Origin of the sequence: Streptomyces geranii, assembly GCF_002954775.1 — a bacterium.
Lineage (GTDB): Bacteria > Actinomycetota > Actinomycetes > Streptomycetales > Streptomycetaceae > Streptomyces > Streptomyces geranii.
The window spans coordinates 17,881-43,314 of record NZ_PJME01000050.1 but is presented as its reverse complement, the minus strand read 5'-3'; the positions used below and the strand labels follow the sequence as shown (position 1 = coordinate 43,314).

General features: G+C 66.7%; 38 protein-coding genes. 3 read left to right on the top strand and 35 right to left on the bottom strand.

The annotated features are described in order from the left end of the window. Nucleotides 1-23: 23 nt before the first annotated feature. On the top strand, nucleotides 24-944 hold the full coding sequence (locus CW359_RS36615; RefSeq protein ID WP_105974527.1) for a DUF389 domain-containing protein: 921 nt from the start codon (nucleotides 24-26) through the stop codon (nucleotides 942-944). A gap of 86 nt (nucleotides 945-1,030) precedes the next feature. Here the strand turns inward: CW359_RS36615 and glmM are convergent, their stop codons facing one another. From glmM to rplM, 3 genes are all read right to left on the bottom strand, one after another. Continuing rightward, complete coding sequence (gene glmM, locus CW359_RS36610; protein ID WP_105974526.1) at nucleotides 1,031-2,389, bottom strand: phosphoglucosamine mutase; 1,359 nt, start codon at nucleotides 2,387-2,389, stop codon at nucleotides 1,031-1,033. 253 nt (nucleotides 2,390-2,642) lie between these two features. Continuing rightward, nucleotides 2,643-3,179, bottom strand: a complete 537-nt coding sequence (rpsI, locus tag CW359_RS36605; protein WP_105974525.1) for a 30S ribosomal protein S9 — start codon at nucleotides 3,177-3,179, stop codon at nucleotides 2,643-2,645. 41 nt (nucleotides 3,180-3,220) lie between these two features. Continuing rightward, nucleotides 3,221-3,664, bottom strand: a complete 444-nt coding sequence (rplM, locus tag CW359_RS36600; RefSeq protein WP_006376008.1) for a 50S ribosomal protein L13 — start codon at nucleotides 3,662-3,664, stop codon at nucleotides 3,221-3,223. 291 nt (nucleotides 3,665-3,955) lie between these two features. On the opposite strand from rplM, the gene CW359_RS36595 reads away from it, so the two are divergent. Continuing rightward, entirely contained in the window at nucleotides 3,956-4,873 is a 918-nt protein-coding gene (locus tag CW359_RS36595) for a hypothetical protein (RefSeq protein ID WP_105974524.1), read from the top strand. Nucleotides 4,874-4,995: 122 nt separating this feature from the next. Here CW359_RS36595 and truA read toward each other — a convergent pair whose 3' ends face one another. From truA to rpsJ, 31 genes are all read right to left on the bottom strand, one after another. Beyond that, nucleotides 4,996-5,880, bottom strand: coding sequence for a tRNA pseudouridine(38-40) synthase TruA (gene truA, locus CW359_RS36590; RefSeq protein WP_105974523.1), 885 nt, complete (start codon nucleotides 5,878-5,880; stop codon nucleotides 4,996-4,998). A gap of 145 nt (nucleotides 5,881-6,025) precedes the next feature. Beyond that, on the bottom strand, nucleotides 6,026-6,550 hold the full coding sequence (rplQ, locus tag CW359_RS36585) for a 50S ribosomal protein L17 (protein ID WP_105974522.1): 525 nt from the start codon (nucleotides 6,548-6,550) through the stop codon (nucleotides 6,026-6,028). A 200-nt stretch (nucleotides 6,551-6,750) separates the two neighbouring features. Beyond that, nucleotides 6,751-7,773 (bottom strand): DNA-directed RNA polymerase subunit alpha, encoded by a 1,023-nt coding sequence (locus tag CW359_RS36580; protein WP_003966937.1) that lies wholly within the window; start codon nucleotides 7,771-7,773, stop codon nucleotides 6,751-6,753. Nucleotides 7,774-7,899: 126 nt separating this feature from the next. After that, nucleotides 7,900-8,304 carry a 30S ribosomal protein S11 gene (gene rpsK / locus CW359_RS36575; RefSeq protein ID WP_006376016.1) on the bottom strand — a complete coding sequence of 135 codons (405 nt, stop codon included), beginning with the start codon at nucleotides 8,302-8,304 and terminating at the stop codon, nucleotides 7,900-7,902. 69 nt (nucleotides 8,305-8,373) lie between these two features. Further along, nucleotides 8,374-8,754: a 30S ribosomal protein S13 gene (gene rpsM / locus CW359_RS36570; RefSeq protein ID WP_006376031.1), complete on the bottom strand. Its 381-nt coding sequence runs from the start codon at nucleotides 8,752-8,754 to the stop codon at nucleotides 8,374-8,376. A 207-nt stretch (nucleotides 8,755-8,961) separates the two neighbouring features. Continuing rightward, nucleotides 8,962-9,075, bottom strand: coding sequence for a 50S ribosomal protein L36 (gene rpmJ / locus CW359_RS36565; RefSeq protein ID WP_003998809.1), 114 nt, complete (start codon nucleotides 9,073-9,075; stop codon nucleotides 8,962-8,964). 63 nt (nucleotides 9,076-9,138) lie between these two features. Then, complete coding sequence (infA, locus tag CW359_RS36560) at nucleotides 9,139-9,360, bottom strand: translation initiation factor IF-1 (protein ID WP_003948620.1); 222 nt, start codon at nucleotides 9,358-9,360, stop codon at nucleotides 9,139-9,141. Nucleotides 9,361-10,313: 953 nt separating this feature from the next. After that, the gene (gene map / locus CW359_RS36555; protein ID WP_105974521.1) at nucleotides 10,314-11,150 is read right to left on the bottom strand and encodes a type I methionyl aminopeptidase; all 837 of its coding nucleotides are present in this window, start codon (nucleotides 11,148-11,150) and stop codon (nucleotides 10,314-10,316) included. A gap of 141 nt (nucleotides 11,151-11,291) precedes the next feature. Further along, nucleotides 11,292-11,954, bottom strand: coding sequence for an adenylate kinase (locus CW359_RS36550; RefSeq protein ID WP_105974520.1), 663 nt, complete (start codon nucleotides 11,952-11,954; stop codon nucleotides 11,292-11,294). Next, the gene (gene secY / locus CW359_RS36545; protein WP_105974519.1) at nucleotides 11,954-13,267 is read right to left on the bottom strand and encodes a preprotein translocase subunit SecY; all 1,314 of its coding nucleotides are present in this window, start codon (nucleotides 13,265-13,267) and stop codon (nucleotides 11,954-11,956) included. The genes CW359_RS36550 and secY overlap by 1 nt, the downstream gene beginning before the upstream one ends. A 245-nt stretch (nucleotides 13,268-13,512) precedes the next feature. Further along, the gene (gene rplO, locus CW359_RS36540; protein WP_105974518.1) at nucleotides 13,513-13,968 is read right to left on the bottom strand and encodes a 50S ribosomal protein L15; all 456 of its coding nucleotides are present in this window, start codon (nucleotides 13,966-13,968) and stop codon (nucleotides 13,513-13,515) included. Nucleotides 13,969-13,970: 2 nt separating this feature from the next. After that, entirely contained in the window at nucleotides 13,971-14,153 is a 183-nt protein-coding gene (rpmD, locus tag CW359_RS36535) for a 50S ribosomal protein L30 (protein ID WP_006376032.1), read from the bottom strand. Continuing rightward, nucleotides 14,153-14,758 carry a 30S ribosomal protein S5 gene (rpsE, locus tag CW359_RS36530; RefSeq protein WP_006376045.1) on the bottom strand — a complete coding sequence of 202 codons (606 nt, stop codon included), beginning with the start codon at nucleotides 14,756-14,758 and terminating at the stop codon, nucleotides 14,153-14,155. Before rpsE ends, rpmD begins: the two co-directional genes overlap by 1 nt. A gap of 70 nt (nucleotides 14,759-14,828) precedes the next feature. Further along, a complete protein-coding gene (gene rplR / locus CW359_RS36525) occupies nucleotides 14,829-15,215 on the bottom strand; it encodes a 50S ribosomal protein L18 (protein ID WP_105974517.1) in 387 nt (128 codons plus the stop codon). A gap of 3 nt (nucleotides 15,216-15,218) precedes the next feature. Continuing rightward, complete coding sequence (gene rplF / locus CW359_RS36520; protein ID WP_105974516.1) at nucleotides 15,219-15,758, bottom strand: 50S ribosomal protein L6; 540 nt, start codon at nucleotides 15,756-15,758, stop codon at nucleotides 15,219-15,221. 22 nt (nucleotides 15,759-15,780) lie between these two features. Beyond that, nucleotides 15,781-16,179 carry a 30S ribosomal protein S8 gene (rpsH, locus tag CW359_RS36515; RefSeq protein WP_010986352.1) on the bottom strand — a complete coding sequence of 133 codons (399 nt, stop codon included), beginning with the start codon at nucleotides 16,177-16,179 and terminating at the stop codon, nucleotides 15,781-15,783. A gap of 227 nt (nucleotides 16,180-16,406) precedes the next feature. Further along, on the bottom strand, nucleotides 16,407-16,592 hold the full coding sequence (locus CW359_RS36505; RefSeq protein ID WP_003948630.1) for a type Z 30S ribosomal protein S14: 186 nt from the start codon (nucleotides 16,590-16,592) through the stop codon (nucleotides 16,407-16,409). A gap of 5 nt (nucleotides 16,593-16,597) precedes the next feature. Then, a complete protein-coding gene (rplE, locus tag CW359_RS36500; RefSeq protein ID WP_105974515.1) occupies nucleotides 16,598-17,155 on the bottom strand; it encodes a 50S ribosomal protein L5 in 558 nt (185 codons plus the stop codon). Then, nucleotides 17,155-17,478, bottom strand: a complete 324-nt coding sequence (rplX, locus tag CW359_RS36495) for a 50S ribosomal protein L24 (RefSeq protein WP_052839850.1) — start codon at nucleotides 17,476-17,478, stop codon at nucleotides 17,155-17,157. The genes rplE and rplX overlap by 1 nt, the downstream gene beginning before the upstream one ends. Before the next feature lie 2 nt (nucleotides 17,479-17,480). After that, a complete protein-coding gene (gene rplN, locus CW359_RS36490) occupies nucleotides 17,481-17,849 on the bottom strand; it encodes a 50S ribosomal protein L14 (RefSeq protein WP_006376015.1) in 369 nt (122 codons plus the stop codon). Nucleotides 17,850-17,960: 111 nt separating this feature from the next. After that, complete coding sequence (gene rpsQ / locus CW359_RS36485; protein ID WP_105974514.1) at nucleotides 17,961-18,254, bottom strand: 30S ribosomal protein S17; 294 nt, start codon at nucleotides 18,252-18,254, stop codon at nucleotides 17,961-17,963. Next, on the bottom strand, nucleotides 18,254-18,478 hold the full coding sequence (gene rpmC, locus CW359_RS36480) for a 50S ribosomal protein L29 (RefSeq protein WP_005481220.1): 225 nt from the start codon (nucleotides 18,476-18,478) through the stop codon (nucleotides 18,254-18,256). Before rpmC ends, rpsQ begins: the two co-directional genes overlap by 1 nt. Continuing rightward, on the bottom strand, nucleotides 18,478-18,897 hold the full coding sequence (gene rplP / locus CW359_RS36475; RefSeq protein ID WP_105974513.1) for a 50S ribosomal protein L16: 420 nt from the start codon (nucleotides 18,895-18,897) through the stop codon (nucleotides 18,478-18,480). The genes rpmC and rplP overlap by 1 nt, the downstream gene beginning before the upstream one ends. Before the next feature lie 5 nt (nucleotides 18,898-18,902). Then, a complete protein-coding gene (gene rpsC / locus CW359_RS36470) occupies nucleotides 18,903-19,751 on the bottom strand; it encodes a 30S ribosomal protein S3 (RefSeq protein ID WP_105974512.1) in 849 nt (282 codons plus the stop codon). Further along, nucleotides 19,751-20,098, bottom strand: a complete 348-nt coding sequence (gene rplV, locus CW359_RS36465) for a 50S ribosomal protein L22 (protein WP_105974511.1) — start codon at nucleotides 20,096-20,098, stop codon at nucleotides 19,751-19,753. The genes rpsC and rplV overlap by 1 nt, the downstream gene beginning before the upstream one ends. Nucleotides 20,099-20,140: 42 nt before the next feature. After that, complete coding sequence (gene rpsS / locus CW359_RS36460) at nucleotides 20,141-20,422, bottom strand: 30S ribosomal protein S19 (protein ID WP_005481224.1); 282 nt, start codon at nucleotides 20,420-20,422, stop codon at nucleotides 20,141-20,143. 12 nt (nucleotides 20,423-20,434) lie between these two features. Next, nucleotides 20,435-21,271, bottom strand: coding sequence for a 50S ribosomal protein L2 (gene rplB, locus CW359_RS36455; RefSeq protein WP_006376052.1), 837 nt, complete (start codon nucleotides 21,269-21,271; stop codon nucleotides 20,435-20,437). A gap of 38 nt (nucleotides 21,272-21,309) precedes the next feature. Further along, on the bottom strand, nucleotides 21,310-21,729 hold the full coding sequence (gene rplW, locus CW359_RS36450) for a 50S ribosomal protein L23 (RefSeq protein WP_105974510.1): 420 nt from the start codon (nucleotides 21,727-21,729) through the stop codon (nucleotides 21,310-21,312). Further along, on the bottom strand, nucleotides 21,729-22,385 hold the full coding sequence (rplD, locus tag CW359_RS36445; protein WP_105974509.1) for a 50S ribosomal protein L4: 657 nt from the start codon (nucleotides 22,383-22,385) through the stop codon (nucleotides 21,729-21,731). The genes rplW and rplD overlap by 1 nt, the downstream gene beginning before the upstream one ends. A gap of 7 nt (nucleotides 22,386-22,392) precedes the next feature. Beyond that, on the bottom strand, nucleotides 22,393-23,037 hold the full coding sequence (gene rplC, locus CW359_RS36440) for a 50S ribosomal protein L3 (protein WP_105974508.1): 645 nt from the start codon (nucleotides 23,035-23,037) through the stop codon (nucleotides 22,393-22,395). A 17-nt stretch (nucleotides 23,038-23,054) separates the two neighbouring features. Next, on the bottom strand, nucleotides 23,055-23,363 hold the full coding sequence (gene rpsJ / locus CW359_RS36435; RefSeq protein ID WP_003948644.1) for a 30S ribosomal protein S10: 309 nt from the start codon (nucleotides 23,361-23,363) through the stop codon (nucleotides 23,055-23,057). 474 nt (nucleotides 23,364-23,837) lie between these two features. On the opposite strand from rpsJ, the gene CW359_RS36430 reads away from it, so the two are divergent. Beyond that, complete coding sequence (locus CW359_RS36430) at nucleotides 23,838-24,545, top strand: hypothetical protein (RefSeq protein WP_105974507.1); 708 nt, start codon at nucleotides 23,838-23,840, stop codon at nucleotides 24,543-24,545. A gap of 13 nt (nucleotides 24,546-24,558) precedes the next feature. Here the strand turns inward: CW359_RS36430 and CW359_RS36425 are convergent, their stop codons facing one another. Beyond that, complete coding sequence (locus CW359_RS36425; protein WP_105974506.1) at nucleotides 24,559-25,392, bottom strand: hypothetical protein; 834 nt, start codon at nucleotides 25,390-25,392, stop codon at nucleotides 24,559-24,561. Nucleotides 25,393-25,434 lie beyond the last annotated feature (42 nt).

The window sequence follows — 25,434 nt, the reverse complement described above, 5'->3', positions numbered from 1 at the left end:
CCCGCCCCGGTTACCCTGCCCCCATGCTCCACCTACGCCTCATCACCCCCGCGGACCGAACCGACGACGTGGTCAGCCTGATCGAGAAGACGGTCGGCACCGCCCACCTCGTCGTCTTCCCAGGCGCCGCCCGCAACCCCGTCGGGGACGTCGTGACATGTGACGTGGCCCGGGAGGCCGGCGACGAACTCATCGGCGGGCTGCGGGCGTTGGACCTCGACGCCACGGGTTCGATCGCCGTGGAGAACATCGACCTGTCGCTCTCCAAGCGCGCCGACAAGGCGGAGGAGGAGGCACCCGGCGAGGGCGCGGACGCGGTCCTGTGGGAGCACCTCGCGGACGCGACCCACGAGGAGTCGACGCTCTCGATCACCTACGTCGCCTTCATCACGCTCGCCACGATGATCGCGGCCTGCGGTGTGGTCCTCGACAACGCGATCCTGATCGTCGGCGCGATGGCGGTGGGCCCGGAGTTCGGCCCCCTGGCCGGCTTCAGCACAGCCCTCGTCCAACGCCACCCGAGACTGGCACTCCGCTCACTGACCGCCCTGTTGGTCGGCTTCGCGGTGGCGATGGCGGTGACGGTCGGCTTCACCTACTTCATGGACGCCATGAACCTCTTCAGCCGGGTCCAGCTGGACGCCGAGCGCCCCAACACCAACTTCATCTACCAGCCGGACGCGTTCTCGTTCGTCGTGGCGGTCCTGGCCGGAATCGCCGGCATGCTCTCGCTGACCTCGGCGAAATCAGGCCTGCTGATCGGCGTGGCCATCTCGGTGACGACGATCCCGGCCGCCTCGAACGCGGCGGTGGCCTTCGCCTACGACGACTACCACCAGGCCTGGGGCTCCACAGTCCAACTACTCCTGAACCTCCTGGGCATCGCCCTGGCGGCGACACTCACCTTGCTGGCCCAGAAATGGCTGTGGAGAAGCGCCGGCTAGGGGCGCGAGGAACTGCGCGACAAGCCACGACGAATCCGCAGCCCGCCACGAACCAGCACCCCACCCCCGAACCCGGAAACCACCACCTACCCGAGCGCGGACTTCACCACATCCGCCAACCGCCCAGCCACAGACCGAGCCTGATCGATATCCGCCGCCTCCACCATCACCCGAACCAGCGGCTCGGTCCCGGAAGGCCGCAACAACACCCGCCCGGTAGCCCCAAGCTCACGCTCGGCCTCGGCCACCGCAGCCGCCAGCTCCGCGGAAGACCCCACCCGCGACCGATCCACATCAGGCACATTCACCAGCACCTGAGGCAACCGCTCCATCACCCCCGCGAGATCCTTCAGCGTACGACCGGTCTGCGCCACCCGCGCCGCCAGCAGCAGCCCCGTAAGCGTCCCGTCGCCCGTGGTCGCGTGGTCCGAGATGATCACGTGCCCGGACTGCTCGCCCCCCAGCGCGTACCCGTGCTCCTTCATCTCCTCCAGCACGTACCGGTCCCCGACCGCCGTCTGGATCACGGAGACACCGGCCCGCTCCATCGCCAGCTTGAAGCCCAGGTTGGACATCACCGTCGCGACGACGGTGTCGTCCCGCAGCGCGCCCCGCTCCCGCAGCGCCAGCGTGAGTACGGCCATGATCTGGTCGCCGTCCACCTCCTCGCCGGTGTGGTCGACGGCCAGGCAGCGGTCGGCGTCGCCGTCGTGCGCGATGCCGAGGTCGGCGCCGTGTTCGAGGACGGCGGCCTGCAGCTTGCCGAGGTGGGTGGAACCGCAGCCGTCGTTGATGTTGAGGCCGTCCGGCTCGGCGCCGATGGTGACGATCTCGGCGCCGGCCCGGGTGAACGCCTCGGGCGAGACCAGGCTGGCGGCGCCGTGCGCCTCGTCCAGGACGACCTTCAGGCCGTCGAGGCGGTTCGGGAGTACGCCGACCAGATGGGCGACGTACTGCTCGAAGCCCTGGTCGTACGTCCGTACGCGCCCCACGCCGCCGCCCGTCGGGCGGTCCCAGGGAGCGCCGGTGCGGTGCTCCTCGTAGACCGCCTCGATCCGCTCCTCCAGGTCGTCGTCGAGCTTGTGGCCGCCGCGGGCCAGGAACTTGACGCCGTTGTCCGGCATGGCGTTGTGGCTGGCGGAGAGCATGACGCCGAGGTCGGCGCCCAGTTCGGCGGTGAGGAACGCCACCGCGGGGGTGGGCAGCACACCGACGAGCAGGACGTCGACGCCGGCGCTGGCGAGGCCCGCGACCACGGCGGCCTCCAGGAACTCCCCTGACGCACGTGGGTCCCGTCCGACCACCGCGACCGGCCGGTGGCCCTCGAAGGAACCCGCCTCGGCGAGTACATGGGCCGCCGCGACGGACAGGCCGAGGGCCAGCTCGGCCGTCAGGTCCGCGTTGGCGACACCGCGCACGCCGTCCGTGCCGAAGAGTCGTCCCACTGGTGTCCTCCGAAGATGCTGGCGAGTAGCTGGCGAGATGCTGAGAATGTGCGGCTCATGCCGAGTGTCCATGCCGGACCTGGCAACGTATATCCCCTGTGCCTGTTTCCGGGCTGTAGGTGGCGTTCCTCAAACCTGTGCCGTAAGCCCGTGATAAGCAATGCCCCCGCTAAACGAACCGCCCCGACGGCACGAGAAGTGCCGCCGGGGCGATGCGTCGTACGAGAACTGCGAACAGCGAAGCGACAGAGATTTAGCGCTTGCTGTACTGCGGGGCCTTGCGGGCCTTCTTGAGACCGGCCTTCTTGCGCTCGACCGCACGGTCGTCGCGACGGAGGAAGCCGGCCTTCTTGAGGGCGCCGCGGTTGTTGTCCACGTCGGCCTCGTTCAGCGCGCGGGCCACGCCGAGGCGCAGGGCACCGGCCTGACCGGAGACACCGCCACCCGAGATACGGGCGACGACGTCGTAGCGGCCTTCGAGCTCCAGCACCTTGAAGGGCTCGTTGACTTCCTGCTGGTGCACCTTGTTGGGGAAGTAGTCCTCAAGGGTGCGACCGTTGATCTTCCACTTGCCGGTGCCCGGGACGATCCGGACGCGGGCGATGGCGTTCTTGCGACGGCCCAGGCCGGCGGCCGGCTGCGGGTCGCCGAAGCGGCCGTCAAGGGCCTCCGCGTACTCGCCCTCGACGACGGGCGCCTCGGACTCGGTGGTGTAGCTCTCGACGTCGGCGTTCTCGAACTCGACATCGGCGTTCTCGTCGAGCGGCTGCTCGACAGTGGTCTCGGCCACGATTCTCCTCAGAATTCTCTGTGCTTAGGGGGTGGCCGGAACTACTGCGCGACCTGGGTGATCTCGAACGGCACCGGCTGCTGCGCAGCGTGGGGGTGCTGGTCGCCCGAGTAGACCTTCAGCTTCGACAGGCACTGACGGCCCAGGGTGTTCTTGGGGATCATGCCCTTGATGGCCTTCTCGACGGCCTTCTCGGGGTTCTTGGCCAGCAGCTCGTCGTAGCGGACGGAGCGCAGACCACCCGGGTAGCCGGAGTGGCGGTAAGCCATCTTCTGGGTCTTCTTGTTGCCGGAGAGGTGCACCTTGTCGGCGTTGATGATGATGACGAAGTCACCGGCGTCGACGTGGGGGGCGTAAATCGGCTTGTGCTTGCCCCGCAGGATGTTCGCGGCAGTGGTCGCAAGGCGGCCCAGGACGACATCCTGGGCGTCGATGACGTACCACTGGCGAGTGATGTCGCCGGGCTTAGGGCTGAACGTACGCACTTCGTAGCCTTCGCTTCTTCAGTGGATGGGTCCTGACACATGGCATCACTGAAGCGATCGTGCAGCTGGGGACGACAGTGCCGGGAACGAGGCCCGTATGCCGCCCACTGGAAACTGCTCCAGGGAACCTACGTAAGGGCCTCTCGCATGAGAACGACCAAGCCGATACGCATAACAAGGATCCAGGTTACCCGCGCTGCCCCGGACGGGTCAAAACGAGCTGCGGGATCAGCGGGATCACAGGTCTGAGACGCCTCGGCACAGGGGTTGTACGGCGTCTAGGATGCGCGCATGAGCTTTGGGCAGGGGGGACCTCAGTGGGATCCCTGGAAACCGAATACCCAGCAGCAGCCGTGGGACAACCAGGCCGGCCGGGCCCCGCAGCAGCCGTGGGGCGGTCCGGGCACCGGTGTCCAGGCCCCCGACTGGGCGGCGCTCGCCGAGGCGTCCGAGACCCGTAACAGACGTCGCAGACTTCTGCTGATCGTCGGGGCCGCGGTGGCCACCGTCGGCGTGGGCGCGGCCGTCGCCATGGCCGTGGTCAACGCGGACGGCAACACCACGGCCTCCAACAAACCGACCTCCGACCTGCCCGCCACCGCCGCCATCCCCAGCGACACCGCCTCGGCGGCGCCGTCCTTCGCACCGACCAGCGCGCCGCCGCCGCTGGACCCGAAGGACTTCATATCGAGCGTGAAGAAGGACACGGCGCCCCTGGCCGTGGAGTCCCTCTTCCCCGGTACGCAGCTGACGATGGGCGAGCGCCTCTACAAGAAGGGCCCGACCGCCGATACGACGAACTGCGCGTCGGCCGCGAAGAACACCCTCCCGAAGATCCTCACGGACAACGGGTGCACCCGCTTCCTGCGGGTCACGTACAGCAAGGACGGCGTCGCGGTGACGGTCGGCGTGGCCGTCTTCGACACCGAGGCGCAGGCCACGAAGGTCAAGGCCGCGGCGGACAAGAAGAGCATCGTCGAGTCCCTGTCCGGCGGCGGCGTCCCCACCTTCTGCCGCGCGGCGATCTGCCGCTCGACGACCAACTCCTACGGCCGCTACGCCTACTTCACGATCGCCGGTTTCACCAACGGCAAGGACGTGACGACGAAGAGCACGGCCGTCTTCACGACGGGCGACGACCTGGCCGAGTTCGCCTTCCGCCAGATCAGACGCCGCGGCGAGGCCCAGGCCTCGGCGGCCAGCCAGTAACAGCACTCAGCACCACGGGCTCCTCCCCGCAATGGCCGGCGATCACCGATCGCCGGCCATTGCGCGTGCGCGCACACATGCACACACACCTGCGCACACCCGCATACATACGTGACTGCGATTCAGCCATTTTCCAGGGCGCCCGGGGTACGTTCTGGCTGAAAGTAAACCGCACCGCGCACCCGCCGGGCCTGCAGCTGCCGCTCGGCAAGCAACTCGTCGGCCGGATAGGCGACTTCCTCCAGCGTCAGCCCGTTCGGCCGCACGACGTGCACGGCACTGTCCCGCACCCCCGCGTCCAGCACCCGCCGCGGCCACTCCACACCCCGATGCCCGTCGCCGACGAACAGCAACGCGCCCACCATGGACCGCACTTGGTTGTGGCAGAAGGCATCGGCACGAACCTCGATCTCGACGATCCCGTCCGCTCTCCGCACCACCCCGAAGTCAAAGATCTCGCGAACGGTGGAAGCCCCCTCGCGCTTCTTCGCATAGGCGGCGAAGTCATGCTCCCCGACCAGGGACTTGGCGGCCCGATCCATGACGTCGACGTCCAACTCCCAGTCGTGCCAGAGCACATGACTGCGCAGCAGCGGATCGACGCCACCCTCCCGGTCACCGACGCGATACACATACCGCCGCCACAGGGCGGCGAACCGGGCGTTGAACCCGGAGGGCGCCTCGGCGACCCGCCACACCCGCACGTCCTTGTCCAACCGCCCGGCAAGCCGCTTGAGCAGCTTCTCCCGATGCTCACCCCACACCTCGACGGGCAGATCGACATGGGCGACCTGCCCCCGGGCATGCACCCCGGCATCGGTACGCCCGGCCACGGTCAGCTCGTACGTCGTCTCCCCCGACCGCGTCACCGTCCGCAGCGCGTCCTCGACCTCCCCCTGCACGGTCCGCCGCCCCCCGGACTGCTTGGCCCACCCGGAGAACGCGGTGCCGTCATAGGAAAGGTCGAGTCGAACACGGACATGGCCGGGTGCTACTTCGTCACTCACACAGAGATCCTCTCAGGAACACGAAAGCGGGCCCGCCCCTGGAAGGGAACGGACCCGCCAACGCCCTGCTCTTCAGGGTCGCGAGGAACTGCGCGACAAGCCACGACGATGCCGCAGCCGCCGACGCACAGCCCCCCGCAGACGCTTACGCGTCCTTGGACTCCTCAGCGGCGGCCTCGTCGGCCGGCTTGGCGTCCTCGACGACCTCGTCGGCAGCCTCGGTCTCGACCGGGGCGTCCTTCTTGAGGACGTCTTCCTTGACGGCACGCTTGGTCGCCGCCTCGGCCTCACCGGTGGCCTCCTGGGCCACGGTCAGGGCCTCCACCAGCTCGATGACAGCCATGGGCGCGTTGTCGCCACGACGGTTACCGATCTTGGTGATACGGGTGTAGCCACCCGGGCGGTTCTCGTAGCGCGGGCCGATCTCGGTGAAGAGCGTGTGGACGACGCTCTTGTCCGTGATGACCTGGAGCACCTGGCGACGGTTGTGCAGGTCGCCCTTCTTGCCCTTGGTGATCAGACGCTCGGCGTACGGACGCAGCCGACGCGCCTTCGCCTCGGTGGTCGTGATACGGCCGTGCTCGAAGAGCGACTTCGCGAGGTTCGCAAGAAGCAGCTTCTCGTGCGAGGCGCTGCCGCCCAGACGGGCACCCTTGGCGGGCTTCGGCATGATCTTTCTCCTAGGTGTCTGCCCCGGCCGTATCAGGTACCGAGGTCAGTGTCCGAGCGGGCGGTCACCCGTCGAAGATCCGGGGCACCTTTTCAAGTGCCCCGGAGGATCCGCGCCCCAAAGGGGCGCGGGGGTGTAACAATTCGCGGCTCCGCCGCGTGGGCGCGACCAGCCACAACGGTCCCGCGGTCAAAAACCGATCAGTACTGCTCGGTCTCCACGAACCCCGCGTCCGCGTCGTCGTCGGCGCCGAAGGCGTCGGCGGCGGCGGTCGGGTCGAACCCGGGAGGCGAGTCCTTGAGCGCGAGACCCATGCCCGCGAGCTTGGCCTTGACCTCGTCGATCGACTTCGCACCGAAGTTACGGATGTCGAGCAGATCGGCCTCGGAGCGCGCGACCAGCTCACCCACGGAGTGGATGCCCTCACGCTTGAGGCAGTTGTACGACCGAACGGTGAGCTCGAGCTCCTCGATCGGCAGGGCGAGATCAGCGGCGAGGGCGGCGTCCGTCGGGGACGGACCCATGTCGATGCCCTCGGCGTCGATGTTCAGCTCACGGGCGAGCCCGAACAGCTCGACGAGCGTCTTACCGGCGGAAGCCATGGCGTCACGCGGACGCATGGCCTGCTTGGTCTCGACGTCGACGATCAGCTTGTCGAAGTCGGTGCGCTGCTCGACACGCGTGGCCTCGACCTTGTACGTGACCTTGAGAACCGGCGAGTAGATGGAGTCGACCGGGATACGGCCGATCTCCTGCCCCACCTGCTTGTTCTGCACGGCGGAGACGTAACCGCGACCGCGCTCGACGGTCAGCTCCATCTCCAGCTTGCCCTTGCCGTTGAGCGTGGCGAGGACGAGGTCGGGGTTGTGCACCTCGACACCGGCCGGGGGCGCGATGTCGGCGGCGGTGACGAGACCCGGGCCCTGCTTGCGCAGGTACATCACGACCGGCTCGTCGTGCTCACTGCTGACGACGAGCTGCTTGATGTTGAGGATCAGGTCGGTGACGTCCTCCTTGACACCCGGCACGGTGGTGAACTCGTGCAGGACGCCGTCGATCCGGATGCTGGTGACAGCGGCTCCGGGGATCGAGGAGAGGAGCGTACGACGGAGGGAGTTGCCGAGGGTGTAGCCGAAGCCCGGCTCCAGCGGCTCGATGACGAACCGGGAGCGGAACTCGTCAACGACCTCTTCGGTCAGCGACGGGCGCTGAGCAATAAGCATGCTGTGATCCTTCAGTCATGGACACCCACTATTTGATGCCCGACTAGTACTACAAGGGTACGGGCGGCACAGCTCCGAGGAGCCACACCGCCCGAACCGAAAACAACCGCAGGTCAGACCAGTGGGTCAGACGCGACGGCGCTTGGGCGGACGGCAGCCATTGTGCGGGGTCGGGGTGACGTCCTGGATGGAGCCGACCTCAAGCCCGGTGGCCTGGAGCGAACGGATCGCGGTCTCACGACCGGAACCCGGACCCTTCACGAAGACGTCAACCTTGCGCATGCCGTGCTCCTGCGCGCGACGGGCGGCCGACTCGGCGGCCATCTGCGCGGCGAAGGGGGTGGACTTGCGCGAGCCCTTGAAGCCGACGTGGCCGGCGGAGGCCCAGGAGATCACGTTGCCCGCGGGGTCCGTGATCGAGACGATGGTGTTGTTGAACGTGCTCTTGATGTGAGCGTGCCCGTGAGCGACGTTCTTCTTTTCCTTGCGGCGCACCTTCTTGGCAGCGCCCTGACGACCCTTGGGGGGCATCTAAATCTCCTACGGGGAGGTGGTCGGTCCTACAGCGAAGACCGCTGATGAAGCGTTGTCCGCTGCGGACTACTTCTTGCCGGGCTTCTTCTTGCCGGCGATCGCGCGACGCGGGCCCTTGCGGGTACGGGCGTTCGTGCTGGTGCGCTGGCCGTGGACGGGCAGGCCACGGCGGTGGCGAATACCCTGGTAGCAGCCGATCTCGATCTTGCGGCGAATGTCGCCCTGGATCTCGCGACGGAGGTCACCCTCGGTCTTGATGTTGGCGTCCACGTACTCGCGGATCGCGACGAGCTGCTCCTCGGAGAGGTCCCGAACACGGGTGTTCGGGTCGATGCCCGTCTCCGCCAGCGTGAGCTGGGAGAGCGTCCGGCCAATGCCGAACACATAGGTGAGGGCGACCTCCACGCGCTTTTCGCGCGGGATGTCAACACCGGAAACGCGTGCCATTCAATGGCTCCAGTTGTCGTTCGGAGGTCTTCCACAAGGTCGTTTCCCGGCTCGCCGTACGAGGTACGAACTGGGTCCCCGGCCTCCGACCGGGGGTGTCAGGAGTGGCGAGTGAGCCACACCTGGACCCTGCGTATGAACAGGTACTGCTACTACTGCTCGCGTCGCGCGAATATCTGCGGATGCAGAAGGTACGGCCTGTAGCGATTAGCCCTGGCGCTGCTTGTGGCGCGGGTTCTCGCAGATGACCATGACCCGACCGTGACGGCGGATCACCCTGCACTTGTCGCAGATCTTCTTGACGCTCGGCTTGACCTTCATGGGGTGAGGTTCTCCGGGTCAGTTGCCGGCGGCCCCGCGAGGAACACGGGGCGTAGGCAAGATCTACTTGTATCGGTAGACGATCCGGCCACGCGTCAGGTCGTACGGAGACAACTCCACCACGACCCGGTCGTCAGGGAGGATGCGGATGTAGTGCATACGCATCTTGCCGCTGATGTGTGCCAGGACCTGGTGGCCGTTCTGGAGCTCAACCTTGAACATGGCGTTCGGAAGAGACTCGACGACAGTGCCCTCGATCTCGATGGCACCTTGCTTCTTGGCCACGCTTCGCCCTTCGAATCGACTACCTTGATCGACTCACTTGCGTTCCCTTTGACGGGCGCATGCGGACATGCGGGTGCACGAGAGCCGACGAGTCAGTCTACGTCAGCCCACCCGGAAAGACGAATCGAGGAAGAATGCCCCACAGCGATGATCCTTAACCAACGACACGCTCCGAAGCGCGCCCAGCGACCGGGGACCGAGCACCAGAAACAGCCCCCGGGACACCCTCCCAACCGCCCCAAGACGCAAGGCCGAGGCCACCCAGGCCGCCGGGGGTCTCCGGCTCCCGCCCGGGCGGGAGAAGAGCCGCAGCGCCCACAGGAACCCAGGTCCGCGAACCCCCGACCGGGCCCAGGGGCCAGCCACCGTACCGAGCAGAGCGGAGGGGCCGCGACACCCACCGGACCCCATGGGCACAGCCCCAAACGGGGTACAGGGGACGCAGTCCCCGCCGGGACTCCAGGGACGCAGCCCAGAGCCGGTACCCGCGTCAACAGCACCGCCGGGCTCCGGGGGCGCAGCCCGGGCGGGGTACAGGGGACGCAGCCCCCGCCAAGGACCCAGGGGCACAGCCCCGAGCGGGGCGCAGGGGACGCAGCCCCCGCCGGGGGTTCAGGGGGCGGAGCCCAGACCCGGTACCCGCGTCAACAGCACCGCCGGGCTCCGAGGGCGCAGCCCAAGCGGGGTGCAGGGGACGCAGTCCCCGCCGGGGGTTCAGGGGGCGGAGCCCAGACCCGGTACCCGCGTCAACAGCACCGCCGGGCTCCGGGGGCACAGCCCAAGCGGGGTGCAGGGGGCGCAGCCCCCGCCAAGGACCCAGGGGCGCAGCCCCGAGCGGGGTGCAGGGGACGCAGTCCCCGCCGGGGGTTCAGGGGGCGGAGCACCCTGGTGGGGTCGAAGGGGCGGAGCCCCTGGGGATGGGACGGGTAGGGGCGGCGGGGGCGAGGAAAGGCCTACGCCAGCGGATCCGGCGCCGCAGTCACGCCCAGTTCCGCCAGCTTCGCCTTCCCCCCGTCGGGAGACGTCAGCACCAGCGGCCCCTCCTCCGTCAACGCCACCGAATGCTCCCAGTGCGAAGACCACGTCCCGTCAGTCGTGATCACCGTCCAGTCGTCCGCCAGGACCTCCGTCCGAGGCGTACCCAGCGACACCATCGGCTCGATCGCGAGGCAGAACCCGGGCACCAGCTTCGGCCCCTTCCCCCGCTTCCGCTCGACGTAGTTCAGCAGATGCGGATCCATGTGCATCTCGGTGCCGATGCCATGCCCGCCGTAGTCCTCGATGATCCCGTACCGCCCGCCACCGGCCTTCGGCTGACGCCGGATGTACGTCTCGATCGCCCGCGAGACATCGACGAGCCGATTCCCCTGCTTCATCGCCGCGATCCCCGCCCACATCGACCCCTCGGTCACCCGCGACAGCTCCAGCAGCTCCGCCGAGTGCCCGGACCCCACGAACGCCGTGTACGCCGCGTCCCCGTGCCACCCGTCGATGATCGCGCCGCAGTCGATCGAGATGATGTCGCCGTCCTTCAGCACGACCTCGTCGGACGGGATCCCATGCACCACCACCTCGTTCACGGACGTGCAGATCGTCGCCGGAAACCCGCCGTACCCGAGGAAGTTCGGCTTCGCGTCGTGCTCCGCGAGCACCTTGCGCGCGACCTGGTCCAGATCCCTCGTACTGGCGCCGGGCACCGCCGCCTCACGAGTGGCCGCGTGGATGGCGGCGACGACAAGCCCCGCCTCGCGCATCTTGGCGATCTGCTCGGGGGTCTTGATCTGCACCATGGGAACGACGGCCTTTCCTGAACCGGAGAACGAACGACTCAACGATACGGGCCCCGGCCCCCACCCAGCAGCCCGCCCCTACGCAGCAGCCGCGGTCCCCGACAGGGAACCGCGGCTGTCCACACGTACAAACGAAAACGACTACTCGCCCTCGCCGTCACCCTTCAGCGCGGCCATCGCCTTGCCCGTGACGTCCTCCACCTTGCCCAGCGCCGAGATCGTCACCACGAGGCCCTGGGCCTTGTAGTAGTCGATGATCGGCTCGGTCTGGGTGTGGTAGACCTCCAGGCGCTTGCGGACCGTCTCCTCGGAGTCGTCGTCCCGCTGGTACAGCTCGCCGCCGCAGGTGTCACAGACACCCGCGGCCTTCGGCGCCTGGTACGTGACGTGGAAGACGTGCGCCGAGTCGTTACGGCAGATGCGGCGGCCGGCGATGCGCTTGACCACCTCGTCCTCGGGGACCTCCAGGTCGAGCACCGCGTCCAGCTTCATGGACTCGGCCTTGAGCATCTCGTCCAGCGCCTCGGCCTGCGAGACGTTCCTCGGGAAGCCGTCCAGCAGAAAGCCGTTGACCGCGTCGGACTGCTCCATGCGGTCCTTGGCCATGGCGATCGTGACCTCGTCGGGCACCAGATTCCCCGCGTCCATGTAGGACTTGGCGAGTTTCCCGAGGTCCGTCTGCTTGCTGATGTTGGCCCGGAAGAGGTCGCCCGTGGAGATGTGCGGGATCGACAGGTTCTTGGCCAGGAACGCGGCCTGCGTTCCCTTCCCGGCACCAGGCGGCCCGACGAGGACGATTCGCATCAGCGGAGGAACCCTTCGTAATTGCGCTGCTGGAGCTGGCTCTCAATCTGCTTCACGGTCTCAAGACCGACACCCACGATGATCAGGATGCTGGTCCCGCCGAACGGGAAGTTCTGGTTTGCCCCGAAACCAACCAACGCCATCGTCGGTACGAGAGCGATCAGACCCAGATACAGCGAACCCGGCCAGGTGATCCGGTTGAGTACGTAACTCAGGTACTCAGCGGTGGGCCGGCCAGCCCGGATGCCCGGGATGAAGCCACCATACTTCTTCATGTTGTCGGCTACTTCTTCGGGGTTGAAGGAGATGGCGACATAGAAGAACGCGAAGAAAACGATCAGCAAGAAGTACGTGGTGATGTAAATCGGGTGGTCACCCTTGGTCAGATTCGCCTCGATCCACGTCTTCCAGCCAGAGGTTCCGCCGGAGAACTGCGCGATCAGCGCGGGGATGTAGAGGAGCGAGGAGGCAAAGATCACAGGGATGATGCCGGCCTGGTTGACCTTGAGCGGGATGTACGTGGAAGTGCCGCCGTACGACCTGCGGCCGATCATGCGCTTCGCGTACTGGACCGGGATACGGCGCTGAGCCTGCTCGACGAAGACCACCAGCGCGACCATGACGAGGCCGACGGCGATGACCGTACCGAACTCGATCCAGCCGTCCGCCAGGTCGCCCTGGGTCTTGATGGCCCACAGCGCGGACGGGAAGGTGGCGGCGATCGAGATGAACATCAGGATCGACATGCCGTTGCCGATGCCGCGGTCGGTGATCAGCTCACCGAGCCACATGACGACGGCCGTACCGGCGGTCATGGTGACGACCATGGTGATGGTGACGAAGATCGACTGGTCCGGGACGATCTCGCTGGCGACCGGGCAGCCGCTGAACAGCGCGCCGCTGCGGGCGGTGGCGACGAGGCCGGTGCCCTGGAGGATGGCGAGAGCCACCGTCAGGTAGCGGGTGTACTGCGTGATCTTCGCCGTGCCGGCCTGGCCCTCCTTCTTGAGGGCCTCCAGACGCGGGATGACCACGGTCAGCAGCTGGAGAATGATGCTCGCCGTGATGTACGGCATGATGCCGAGCGCGAAGATCGTGATCTGCAGCAGGGCGCCACCGCTGAACATGTTCACCAGACCGAACAGGCCCTGGTTGCCCTTCGCCACATCGATACACGTCTGGACGTTCGAGTAGTCGACACCGGGGATCGGGATGTGTGTGCCCACCCGATAGACCACGATGATGCCGAGCGTGAAGAGCAGCTTCTTGCGCAGGTCGGGCGTCTTGAACGCCCGGGCGAACGCGGTGAGCACGGTGCCTCCTGCGACCCCCGCGCTACTGCGTCAGAGGTGACGGTCTTGAGGTGCGACGGATACGTTGACAGATAACTAACAGCCAAGAGGCGCCCGGAGTTCCTCGTGAGCACACCGGACTCAAATTGACATTGCTGGCCACCTTACCGGCGACCATGCCTCCCTAGGAACGACCAACCGGGGATACCCCTTTTGTGGGGTATCCCCGGTCGGGATCGCTCAAGTCATCGAGGCGCCTGTGGTGTTCAGACGAGCTCGGTGACGGTACCGCCGGCGGCGGTGATCTTCTCCTTGGCGGAGCCGGAGACGGCGTCGACCGTCACCTGCAGCGCCACGGAGATCTCGCCCTGGCCGAGGACCTTGACGAGGCTGTTCTTGCGAACGGCACCCTTGGCGACGAGACCCTCGACGGTGACCTCGCCACCCTCCGGGTACAGCGCGCCCAGCTTGTCGAGGTTCACGACCTGGTACTCGGTCTTGAACGGGTTCTTGAAGCCCTTGAGCTTCGGGAGACGCATGTGGAGGGGCATCTGGCCACCCTCGAAGCGCTCCGGAACCTGGTAACGGGCCTTCGTGCCCTTGGTACCACGACCAGCCGTCTTACCCTTCGACGCCTCACCACGACCCACACGGGTCTTGGCGGTCTTGGCGCCCGGGGCAGGACGGAGGTTGTGGATCTTGAGCGGGCTGTTCTCCGCCATGATCAGTCGACCTCCTCAACCGTCACGAGGTGGCGGACGGTGTGCACCATTCCGCGGAACTCGGGGCGGTCCTCCTTGACGACCACGGTGTTGATCCCCTTGAGACCAAGGGACCGCAGGGTGTCACGGTGGTTCTGCTTGCTGCCGATGTACGACTTCGTCTGCGTGACCTTGAGGCGAGCCATTACGCACCCGCTCCCGCACGCGCACGAAGCAGAGCCGCGGGGGCGACGTCCTCAAGGGGCAGACCGCGGCGGGCCGCGATCTCCTCGGGACGCTGCAGGCCCTTGAGGGCCGCCACGGTCGCGTGCACGATGTTGATCGCGTTGGACGAACCGAGCGACTTCGACAGGATGTCGTGAACGCCGGCGCACTCCAGGACAGCACGCACCGGGCCACCGGCGATGACGCCGGTACCGGGGGAGGCAGGCTTGAGCAGGACGACGCCCGCGGCCTTCTCGCCCGTGATCGGGTGCGGGATGGTGCCCTGGATACGGGGGACCTTGAAGAAGTGCTTCTTGGCCTCTTCAACACCCTTGGCGATCGCGGCCGGCACCTCCTTGGCCTTGCCGTAACCGACACCGACGGTGCCATCGCCATCGCCCACTACGACGAGCGCAGTGAAGCTGAAGCGACGACCACCCTTCACAACCTTGGCGACGCGGTTGATCGCGACGACGCGCTCAACGTACGCGGTCTTCTCGGCGGCGGCAGCGCCGCCGTCACGGCCCTTCCGGTCCCGCCGCTCGCCGCCACCGGCACCGCTTCCGCGGCGCTGGGGTCCAGCCATTGGATTACCTCTCTCTTTTTCCGCTAGCTACGCTGCGCCGCGACACGAAATCGCGAACGCGACGGGCGGCTCAGAACTTGAGCCCGGCTTCGCGGGCGGCGTCGGCCAGGGCGGCGATACGACCGGCGTACCGGCTGCCACCACGGTCGAACACAACGGCCTCGACACCTGCGGCCTTGGCACGCTCGGCGACGAGTGCGCCGACCTTGCCTGCCTGCGCCGACTTGTCATCGCCCTCGGTACCGCGGATCGAGGTGTCCAGGGTCGACGCCGACGCCAGGGTGTGACCCTTGATGTCGTCGATGACCTGGGCCACGATGTGGCGGTTGGAGCGGGTCACAACCAGGCGGGGACGCTCAGCCGTTCCGTTGACCTTCTTACGGATCCGGATGTGACGCCGCTTGATGGCAGCACGCTTGTAAGCGTCGCCCTTAGCGATCTTCGTACCGTATGCCATGGCTTACTTACCCGCCTTTCCGACCTTGCGGCGGATGACTTCGCCCTCGTACTTGACACCCTTGGCCTTGTACGGGTCGGGCTTGCGCAGCTTGCGGATGTTGGCCGCAACCTCGCCGACCTTCTGCTTGTCGATGCCCTCGACCGAGAACCGCGTGGGGTTCTCGACCTTGAAGCTGATGCCCTCGGGCGCTTCGACGGTGATCGGGTGGCTGTAGCCGAGCGCGAACTCGAGGCTCGTGCCCTTCGCCGCCACGCGGTAACCGACACCGCTGATCTCGAGCTTCTTCACGTAACCCGCGGTCACGCCGGTGATCATGTTCGCCACCAGCGTGCGGGACAGGCCGTGCAGGGCCTTGTTCTGACGCTCGTCGTTGGGGCGGGTGACGTTGAGAACGCCGTCCTCACCCTTGGCGATGTCGATCGGCGCAGCGACGGTGTGGGAGAGGGAACCCTTGGGGCCCTTCACCTGGACCGTACGGCCGTCGATGGTGACGTCCACGCCGGCGGGAACCGTGATGGGGAGCTTGCCAATACGCGACATAGCTGTTTCCTCCGTTTCCCTTCTACCAGACGTAGGCGAGGACTTCTCCGCCTACGCCCTTCTTGCCGGCCTGCTTGTCGGTGAGGAGACCGTGCGACGTGGAGATGATCGCCACGCCCAGGCCGCCGAGCACCTTCGGCAGGTTGGTGGACTTCGCGTAAACCCGGAGACCGGGCTTGGAGATCCGCTTGATGCCCGCGATGGAGCGCTCACGGTTCGGGCCGAACTTCAGCTCGAGGACGAGGTTCTTGCCGACCTCGGCGTCCTCGACCTTCCAGCCCGTGATGAAGCCCTCCTGCTGGAGGATCTCCGCGATGTGCGACTTGATCTTGCTGTGCGGCATACCCACGGTGTCGTGGTACGCCGAGTTCGCGTTACGCAGACGAGTCAGCATGTCCGCGATCGGATCAGTCATGGTCATGAATTGGCCTTCGGCCTCTCTCGCCGGGGTTTCCTGGATGCGCCATCCCTCTCCCCACTCACGCAGTACTCACTGAGTGGCGGGACGGGTGCGGTGCGGGGGACCTACGGCGTAGTAAGTCGTACGGGCGTCAAGGCGCCCAACCCTCCTAGCCTAAGCCATGGAGGGGTGGGCCCCTGACCAACCCAGATGCTTACCGAGAGCTTCCGGAATCCCGAATTAGGGGATTACCAGGAGCTCTTGGTCACGCCCGGCAGCTCGCCACGGTGAGCCATCTCACGAAGGCAGACGCGGCACAGGCCGAACTTGCGGTACACGGAGTGCGGACGGCCGCAGCGCTGGCAGCGCGTGTAGCCACGTACGCCGAACTTGGGCTTACGAGCAGCCTTGGCAATCAGAGCCTTCTTCGCCATCTCGCTTACGCCTCCTTGAAGGGGAAGCCGAGGTGACGGAGAAGGGCGCGGCCTTCGGCGTCGTTGGTCGCCGTGGTCACCACGGTGATGTCCATACCCCGGGTGCGGTCGATCTTGTCCTGGTCGATCTCGTGGAACATGACCTGCTCCGTGAGACCGAAGGTGTAGTTGCCACGGCCGTCGAACTGCTTGGGGGACAGACCGCGGAAGTCGCGGATGCGCGGCAGCGCGAGCGACAGGGTGCGGTCCAGGAACTCCCACATGCGGTCGCCACGGAGCGTGACGTGGGCACCGATCGGCTGACCCTCACGCAGCTTGAACTGCGCGATGGACTTGCGGGCCTTGGTGACGGCCGGCTTCTGACCGGTGATCGTGGTGAGGTCGCGGATGGCGCCCTCGATCAGCTTGGAGTCGCGGGCGGCGTCGCCCACACCCATGTTGACCACGATCTTGACGAGGCCGGGGATCTGCATGACGTTCTCGTACGAGAACTCCTCACGCAGCTTGCCCGTGATCTCCTCGCGGTACTTCGTCTTGAGACGCGGAGTGGTGGTGGTCGTCATCAGATGTCCTCACCCGTCCGCTTGGCAACGCGGATCTTGTTGCCCTCGTCGTCGAAGCGGTAACCGACACGCGTGACGACCTTGTTGCCGTCCTTCTCAACGACCAGCTGGACGTTGGAGACGTGGACGGGCGCCTCGGTCGTGACGATGCCGCCGGCCTGCGAACCGCGAGCGGTCGGGCCGGCCTTGGTGTGCTTCTTGACCCGGTTGACACCCTCGACCAGGACGCGGTCCTCACGGGGGAAGGCCGCGATGACCTTGCCCTGCTTGCCCTTGTCCTTACCGGTGATGACCTGAACCAGGTCGCCCTTCTTGATCTTCATGCTTACAGCACCTCCGGCGCGAGCGAGATGATCTTCATGAACTTCTTCTCGCGCAGCTCCCGGCCCACCGGGCCGAAGATACGGGTGCCACGAGGGTCGCCGTCGTTCTTCAGAACGACAGCGGCGTTCTCGTCGAAGCGGATGTACGAGCCGTCCGGACGGCGGCGCTCCTTGACGGTGCGAACGATGACCGCCTTGATGACGTCACCCTTCTTCACGTTGCCGCCGGGGATCGCGTCCTTGACGGTGGCGACGATCACGTCACCGATGCCCGCGTAGCGGCGACCGGAGCCACCGAGGACACGGATGCAAAGGATTTCCTTCGCACCAGTGTTGTCGGCGACACGCAGTCGCGACTCCTGCTGGATCACGTCTATCTCCTGATTGTCTGCCGGTTCCCGGGGACCTCCGTAAGTGACTTACGGAGGTCCCCGAGCCTGGCGGAACTGTCCTGCGGGATTACCCCCGCAGGAATTACTCGGCTACTTGGCCTTCTCGAGGATCTCCACGACGCGCCAGTGCTTCGTCGCGGACAGCGGCCGGGTCTCCATGAGGAGGACACGGTCGCCGATACCCGCGGCGTTCTGCTCGTCGTGCGCCTTGAGCTTGCTCGTGCTGCGGATGACCTTGCCGTACAGGGCGTGCTTCTTGCGGTCCTCGACGGCGACGACGACGGTCTTGTCCATCTTGTCGCTGACGACGATGCCCTCACGGGTCTTGCGGAATCCGCGCGCCTCGGTCGTGGTGCTGTTCTCGGTCACGTTGCTCTCGCTCATCAGGCGCTCTCCACCGTTTCGATGCCCAGCTCGCGCTCACGCATCAGGGTGTAGATCCGCGCGATGTCCTTGCGGACGGCCTTGAGCCGACCGTGGTTCTCGAGCTGACCCGTGGCCGCCTGGAAGCGGAGGTTGAACAGCTCTTCCTTGGCTTCGCGGAGCTTGTTGAGAAGCTCCTCGTCACCCAGTTCGCGCAGCTCGGACGCCTTGGTACCGGCCGACATCACGCTTCACCTGCCTCGCGCTTGACGATCCGGCACTTCATCGGCAGCTTGTGGGCTGCGCGAGTGAGGGCCTCACGGGCGATCTTCTCGTTGGGGTAGGACAGCTCGAACATGACCCGGCCCGGGTGCACGTTCGCGATCCACCACTCCGGCGAACCCTTACCGGAACCCATGCGGGTCTCGGCAGGCTTCTTCGTGAGCGGGCGGTCCGGGTAGATGTTGATCCAGACCTTGCCGCCACGCTTGATGTGGCGGGTCATCGCGATACGCGCGGCCTCGATCTGGCGGTTGGTCACGTAGGCCGGCGTGACGGCCTGGATGCCGTACTCGCCGAACGAGACCGTCGTACCGCCCTTGGCCATGCCACGGCGCTTGGGGTGGTGCTGCTTGCGGTGCTTGACCCTACGGGGGATCAGCATGTCGGTCAGGCCTCCGTTCCGGTGCTTTCAGCAGCCGGAGCGGCAGCCGCCGGAGCCTCGGCCTTGGGGGCCTCGGCAGCGGGAGCCTGCTGCGGCTTGCGGCCACGGCCGCCACGCTCGCCACCACGGCCACCACCACGGGCCGGACGGTCGGCACCGCCACCGGCACCACCGCGGGCCGGGCGGTTACCCGCACGGGCAGCGGCGTTCTCGGCGCGGACCTCGGCGATGTTCTTGACGTCGCCCTTGTAGATCCAGACCTTCACACCGATACGGCCGAAGGTCGTCTTGGCCTCGAAGAAGCCGTAGTCGACGTTCGCGCGGAGCGTGTGCAGGGGCACACGGCCCTCGCGGTAGAACTCCGAGCGGGACATCTCGGCGCCGCCGAGGCGGCCACCGCACTGGATCTTGATGCCCTTGGCGCCGGCCTTCATCGTGCCCTGCATGCTCTTGCGCATGGCACGACGGAAGGAGACGCGGGAGGAGAGCTGCTCGGCGACGGCCTGGGCCACCAGCTGAGCGTCGGTCTCCGGGCTCTTCACCTCAAGGATGTTGAGCTGGACCTGCTTCTTGGTGAGCTTCTCCAGGTCACCGCGGATGCGGTCGGCCTCGGCGCCGCGGCGGCCGATGACGATGCCCGGACGCGCGGTGTGGATGTCGACACGGACGCGGTCACGCGTGCGCTCGATCTCCACCTTCGAGATGCCGGCGCGCTCCATGCCGGACGTCATCATCCGACGGATGGCGACGTCTTCACCGACGTAGTCCTTGTACAGCTTGTCGGCGTACCAACGCGACTTGAAGTCGGTGGTGATGCCGAGTCGGAACCCGTGCGGGTTTACCTTCTGGCCCATTACCGGGAACCTTCCTTGCTGCTGACGACCACGGTGATGTGGCTGGTCCGCTTGCGGATCCGGTAGGCACGGCCCTGGGCACGCGGACGGAACCGCTTCAGGGTCGGACCCTCGTCGACGTACGCCTCGGTGATGACGAGGCTGCCGGCGTCGGTGTGGTCGTAGTTGTGCGCGGCGTTGGCGATGGCGCTGTCAAGCACCTTGCCAACCGGCACGCTCGCGGCCTGCGGGGCGAAACGCAGGACCGCCTGAGCCTCCGTGGCACCCATGCCACGGATAAGGTCCACCACGCGGCGGGCCTTCATGGGCGTAACGCGGATGTACCGCGCCTGGGCCCTGGCTTCCATGGTTGTCCTTCCAGTGTCTGTCATGGTCGATTCCACCCCGCGTTAGCGGCGCTTCGACTTCCGGTCGTCCTTGACGTGACCCCGGAAGGTGCGCGTCGGCGAGAACTCGCCGAGCTTGTGGCCGACCATCGACTCGGTGACAAACACCGGGATGTGGGTCTTGCCGTTGTGCACCGCGATCGTGTGGCCGAGCATGGCCGGGATGATCATCGAGCGACGGGACCAGGTCTTGATGACGTTCTTGGTGCCGGCTTCGTTCTGTACGTCCACCTTCTTGATCAGGTGGTCGTCGACGAAGGGCCCCTTCTTGAGACTGCGCGGCATCTAAACCCGCTCCTAGCGCTTCTTGTTCGTCTTGCGGCGGCGGACGATGTACTTGTTCGACGCCTTCTTGGGCGAACGAGTACGACCTTCCTTCTGACCCCACGGCGAGACCGGGTGACGTCCACCGGAGGTCTTGCCTTCACCACCACCGTGCGGGTGGTCAACCGGGTTCATCGCCACACCGCGAACGGTCGGACGGACGCCCAGCCAGCGCTTGCGGCCGGCCTTGCCCCAGTTGATGTTGCTCTGCTCGGCGTTGCCGACCTCGCCGACCGTGGCGCGGCAGCGCTGGTCGACCAGGCGGATCTCACCGGAGGGCATACGAAGGTGGGCCATCGTGCCCTCCTTCGCCAGCAGCTGCACCGAGGCACCGGCGGAGCGGGCGAACTTGGCGCCGCCACCGGGACGGATCTCGATCGCGTGGATCGTGGTACCGACCGGGATGTTGCGGAGCGCCAGGTTGTTGCCCGGCTTGATGTCGGCCCCGGGACCGTTCTCGACGCGGTCACCCTGCGACAGGTTGCGGGGGGCGAGGATGTAGCGCTTCTCGCCGTCCGCGTAGTGCAGCAGCGCGATGCGCGCGGTGCGGTTGGGGTCGTACTCGATGTGCGCGACCTTCGCCGGCACGCCGTCCTTGTCATGACGACGGAAGTCGATGACGCGGTAGGCGCGCTTGTGTCCGCCACCCTGGTGGCGAACGGTCACACGACCGGAATTGTTACGGCCGCCCTTGCTGTGCAGGGGGCGAACCAGCGACTTCTCCGGCGTGGACCGCGTGACCTCGACGAAGTCGGCGACGCTGGAGCCACGGCGGCCCGGCGTAGTCGGCTTGTACTTGCGGATTCCCATTTCTCAGTCCTCGTCCGATATCGGACGATCCGACCCGCTTACGCGGCCGGACCGCCGAAGATGTCGATACGGTCGCCCTCGGCGAGGGTCACGATCGCGCGCTTGGTGTCAGCGCGCTTACCGAAACCGCTCTTGGTGCGCTTGCGCTTGCCGATGCGGTTGATCGTGTTGACCCCGGTGACCTTGACCGAGAAGACCGCCTGGACGGCCTGCTTGATCTGGGTCTTGTTGCTTCCGGGAGCGACGATGAACGTGTACTTGTTCTCGTCGATGAGCGCGTAGCTCTTCTCGGACACGACCGGCTTCAGCAGGACGTCACGGGGGTCCGTGTACGACTTGCTGACCGGCGTGACGACGGTGTTCTTGCCCTCGGCCTCGTGGCGCTTCGCCTTGGCGACGCGCGCGGCCTTGGCGGCCTTGGCCGCCTTGGAGGCAATGGCGGGGTGACGGATCGCCATCAGACCTCGCTCCCTTCGGTGTCAGTGGCCTTGGGGCCGGACACGAAGGACTCGAAAGCGGCCTGGGTGAAGACCACGTCGTCCGAGACGAGAACGTCGTACGTGTTCAGCTGGCCCGGGTCCAGGATGTGCACCTGGGGCAGGTTGCGGGCGGAAAGCAGCCCGGCCTCGTCGGAGCGCTCGATGACCAGGAGCACGTTCTTGCGCTCACTGATCTTGGCGAGCAGGCTCTTCGCGGCCTTGGTGGAGGGGTTGTCGCCCTCGATCACGCCGGTGACGACGTGGATACGAGCGTTGCGGGCCCGGTCGGTGAGGGCGTGGCGCAGGGCCGCGGCCTTCATCTTCTTGGGGGTCCGCTGCGAGTAGTCGCGCGGGGTGGGGCCGTGAACGACGCCACCGCCCGCGAACTGCGGCGCACGGGTCGAACCCTGACGGGCGCGGCCGGTGCCCTTCTGGCGGTAAGGCTTGCGGCCACCACCACGGACCTCGGCGCGGGTCTTGGTCTTGTGCGTGCCCTGACGGGCAGCGGCCAGCTGGGCGACTACGACCTGGTGAAGCAGCGGAATGCTGATCTTCTCCACGTCGAAGATCTCCGCGGGGAGCTCGACGCTACCGGTCTTCTCGCCAGCGGGCGAAAGGATGTCAACAGTGCTCATCGGTACCTCAGGCCCCCTTGGCCGCGGTGCGGACCAGGACGAGGCCGCCGTTCGGACCAGGGATAGCGCCCTTGATGAGCAGCAGACCCTTCTCCGCGTCAACGGCGTGGACGGTCAGGTTCTGGGTGGTGACCCGCTCGTTGCCCATGCGGCCCGCCATGCGGACGCCCTTGAACACACGGCCGGGGGTGGCACAGCCACCGATCGAGCCGGGAGAGCGGTGCTTGCGCTGGACACCGTGGCCGGCGCCGAGGCCCTTGAAGTTGTGACGCTTCATGACACCGGCGAAGCCCTTGCCCTTGCTCTTGCCGGTCACGTCCACCTTGACGCCCGCCTCGAAGACCTCAGCGGAGATCTCCTGGCCCAGCGTGTACTCGGAGGCGTCCGCGGTGCGGATCTCGACGAGGTGGCGGCGGGGGGTGACGTCGGCCTTGGCGAAGTGACCCTTGAGGGGCTTGTTCACCTTGCGGGGGTCGATCTCGCCAAAGGCGATCTGGACCGCTTCGTAGCCGTCGGCGTCGTTCGTACGGACCTGGGTCACGACGTTCGGACCGGCCTTGACGACGGTGACCGGAACAACACGGTTGTTCTCGTCCCACACCTGCGTCATGCCGAGCTTCTCGCCCAGGATGCCCTTGATCTGCTTAGCCATTCTCAGATCACCGTCCCCTAGAGCTTGATCTCGATGTCGACACCGGCCGGGAGGTCGAGTCGCATCAGAGAGTCAACGGTCTTGGGCGTCGGGTCGAGGATGTCGATCAGGCGCTTGTGCGTGCGCATCTCGAAGTGCTCGCGCGAGTCCTTGTACTTGTGCGGCGACTTGATGACGCAGTACACGTTCTTCTCAGTGGGCAGCGGCACCGGGCCCGCGACCGACGCACCAGTTCGCGTCACCGTCTCGACGATCTTCTTCGCCGAGGAATCGATGACCTCGTGGTCGTAGGCCTTGAGCCGGATGCGGATCTTCTGTCCCGCCATGGCTACTCAGTAGTCCTTTGTCTAGTGAAACGCTCTGCAACCCGGGGGTTCGCGTCCTGTCCTCCGACCCACGCGGTCGGGTGTGTCGCGCTCCTGCCGCACAGATATCCGCTAATCCATCAACGGATTCCCCTACGTACGAGGGACGCGGCCCGCCCGAAAGCAACCGCAGGACCGGGGGTTGGACACCCACCGAGTGCCTGGCCTGCACCCCGCTGACACTTCCCGAAAGATTCCCGTACGTCCGCCCCAGCGCTGCCTTACGGCAGTTGAGGCGACGAGTACTGTGGGACTCGCTTCCGGTCCTCCCGACGGGAGGCGCGCAGCATCGGCGCTCGACCGAGCAACTCCGACAGTCTGCCATACGGGGCAGGGGCTCCGCCAATCGAGCCGGAGAGAATACCCCGAGGGTGACGAAGGTCAAACACGAGCGCGAGGTGTCGCCCGGTCGGCGGGGTCGGCGATGATCCCGGTGTGACGGATGACATGAACCTGAATACGGCGGCAGAGCACCTGAAGTCACGGATACGGGGCTGGCGGGCGGAGGGCATGCGGGTCTCGGACGCCCTGTGGGCGGCGGACGGTCGCATGGTGGAGGTACGGATCGAGTCCCCGTCGTGGCAGATCCCGCTCACCGTCATACAGCTGTACGAGTCCGGCCACGCCCGCGCCCTGTTCCTCTCACCGGCCGACCCCGTCGAGGAAGGCCGCCAGGTCCCGTCCCTGGACGCGTGGAGCACGCTGCTCACGGAGACGGTGACCCGGGCGGCCCGCTTGCGCCATACACAGGCCCAGTTGCTGACCAAGACCTGCACGACCGGCTGGCTGGACTGGATCCACGGCGAGCTGTGGCTGCTCCCCGAGGGCCTGCTGCGTATCCGCAGCGGCTTCATGGCGACGCTGGCGAACGGCTCCGTCTCCGCCGGCCTGAAGGCCCAGGAACCGTACCGGCCCCTCACGTACGACCCGGAGGCGGTCTTGGCGGCCCACCCCACGAACAAGCTGATCCCGTTCGCGGGGATAGCCGCGGGCCGCCTGCACGGCGGGCTGACCGCCTCCGGCCTGGAGGTGGTCATGACGGACGGCACCCGCCACAAACTCCTGTGGTCGTCCCTGGACCCGGCACGGCGGCTACTGCGGGAGCAGTTGCCGCCCGTGCTGGGCGCGAGGCTCGATCACTGACCGGTTCACGGTTTCAGCGCACGTCGATGAAGTCCTGGCCGCTGGTGGCGGTGCCGGTGACGCTGTTGCCGTAGTAGACCCACCGGAAGAAGCCGTCGGTGGTGGCGGTGACGGTGGTGCTCAGGGCGCCCGCGCTGTTCGTCTTGACCTTCTTCAGCGTCTTGAAGGTGCTGGTGCCGCTGGCGCGGAACTGCAGGCTCACGGTGCTGCCGGCGTAGCCGTCGTTCTTCTTGGTGGTCCAGTTCGCCCGGGTGAGCTTGCTCTTGAGGGTGAGCTTCTTGCCCTTGGCGACGGGCTCGGGGGTGGCGTCGGCAGTGGCCAGCTTGGCGGCTCGGCGGAGGGAGACGGTTGCGGACCTGGTCTCGTACTCCTCGGCCACGACAGTGGTCTCGTCGGCCTTGAACAGCCGGAGCACTACGCCGATCTTCCAATTGGTGGCGTCGCTGTTGGAGTCGACGTGCTCACGCAACGGATGGGGGTCGATGTACATGAACCCCTCGCAGCGGGCCCGCTGGGAGCTGAGTTCGTAGCAGGTGTAGCTGCCCGGCCCCAGATAGTTCGGTCCGTTCTTGGCCGCTTCCGCCACCGAACTTCCACGGTAGAGGAAGGGGTGCGCGTCGTAGCGGAACGGATTGGCCGTGCTGTACCCGGCAGGCAGGGCGATCTTGAAGGAGAAGGACGGCTCTACCACCTTCGCCGTGCCGACCACGATCGGCTTCCCCTTGTTCATGACGATGTCGGACAGGACGATGCCCGTGTCCTTCGCCTGCGCGGCCGGCGCGTTGAGCACCGAGAGCGCGAGGGCTCCGGCGGTCGCGATCACGGCGGCGGTACGTCTTCGGTTCATTCGGGCCTCTCCGATGGGTAAAGGAATCGGAAAGGCTACACC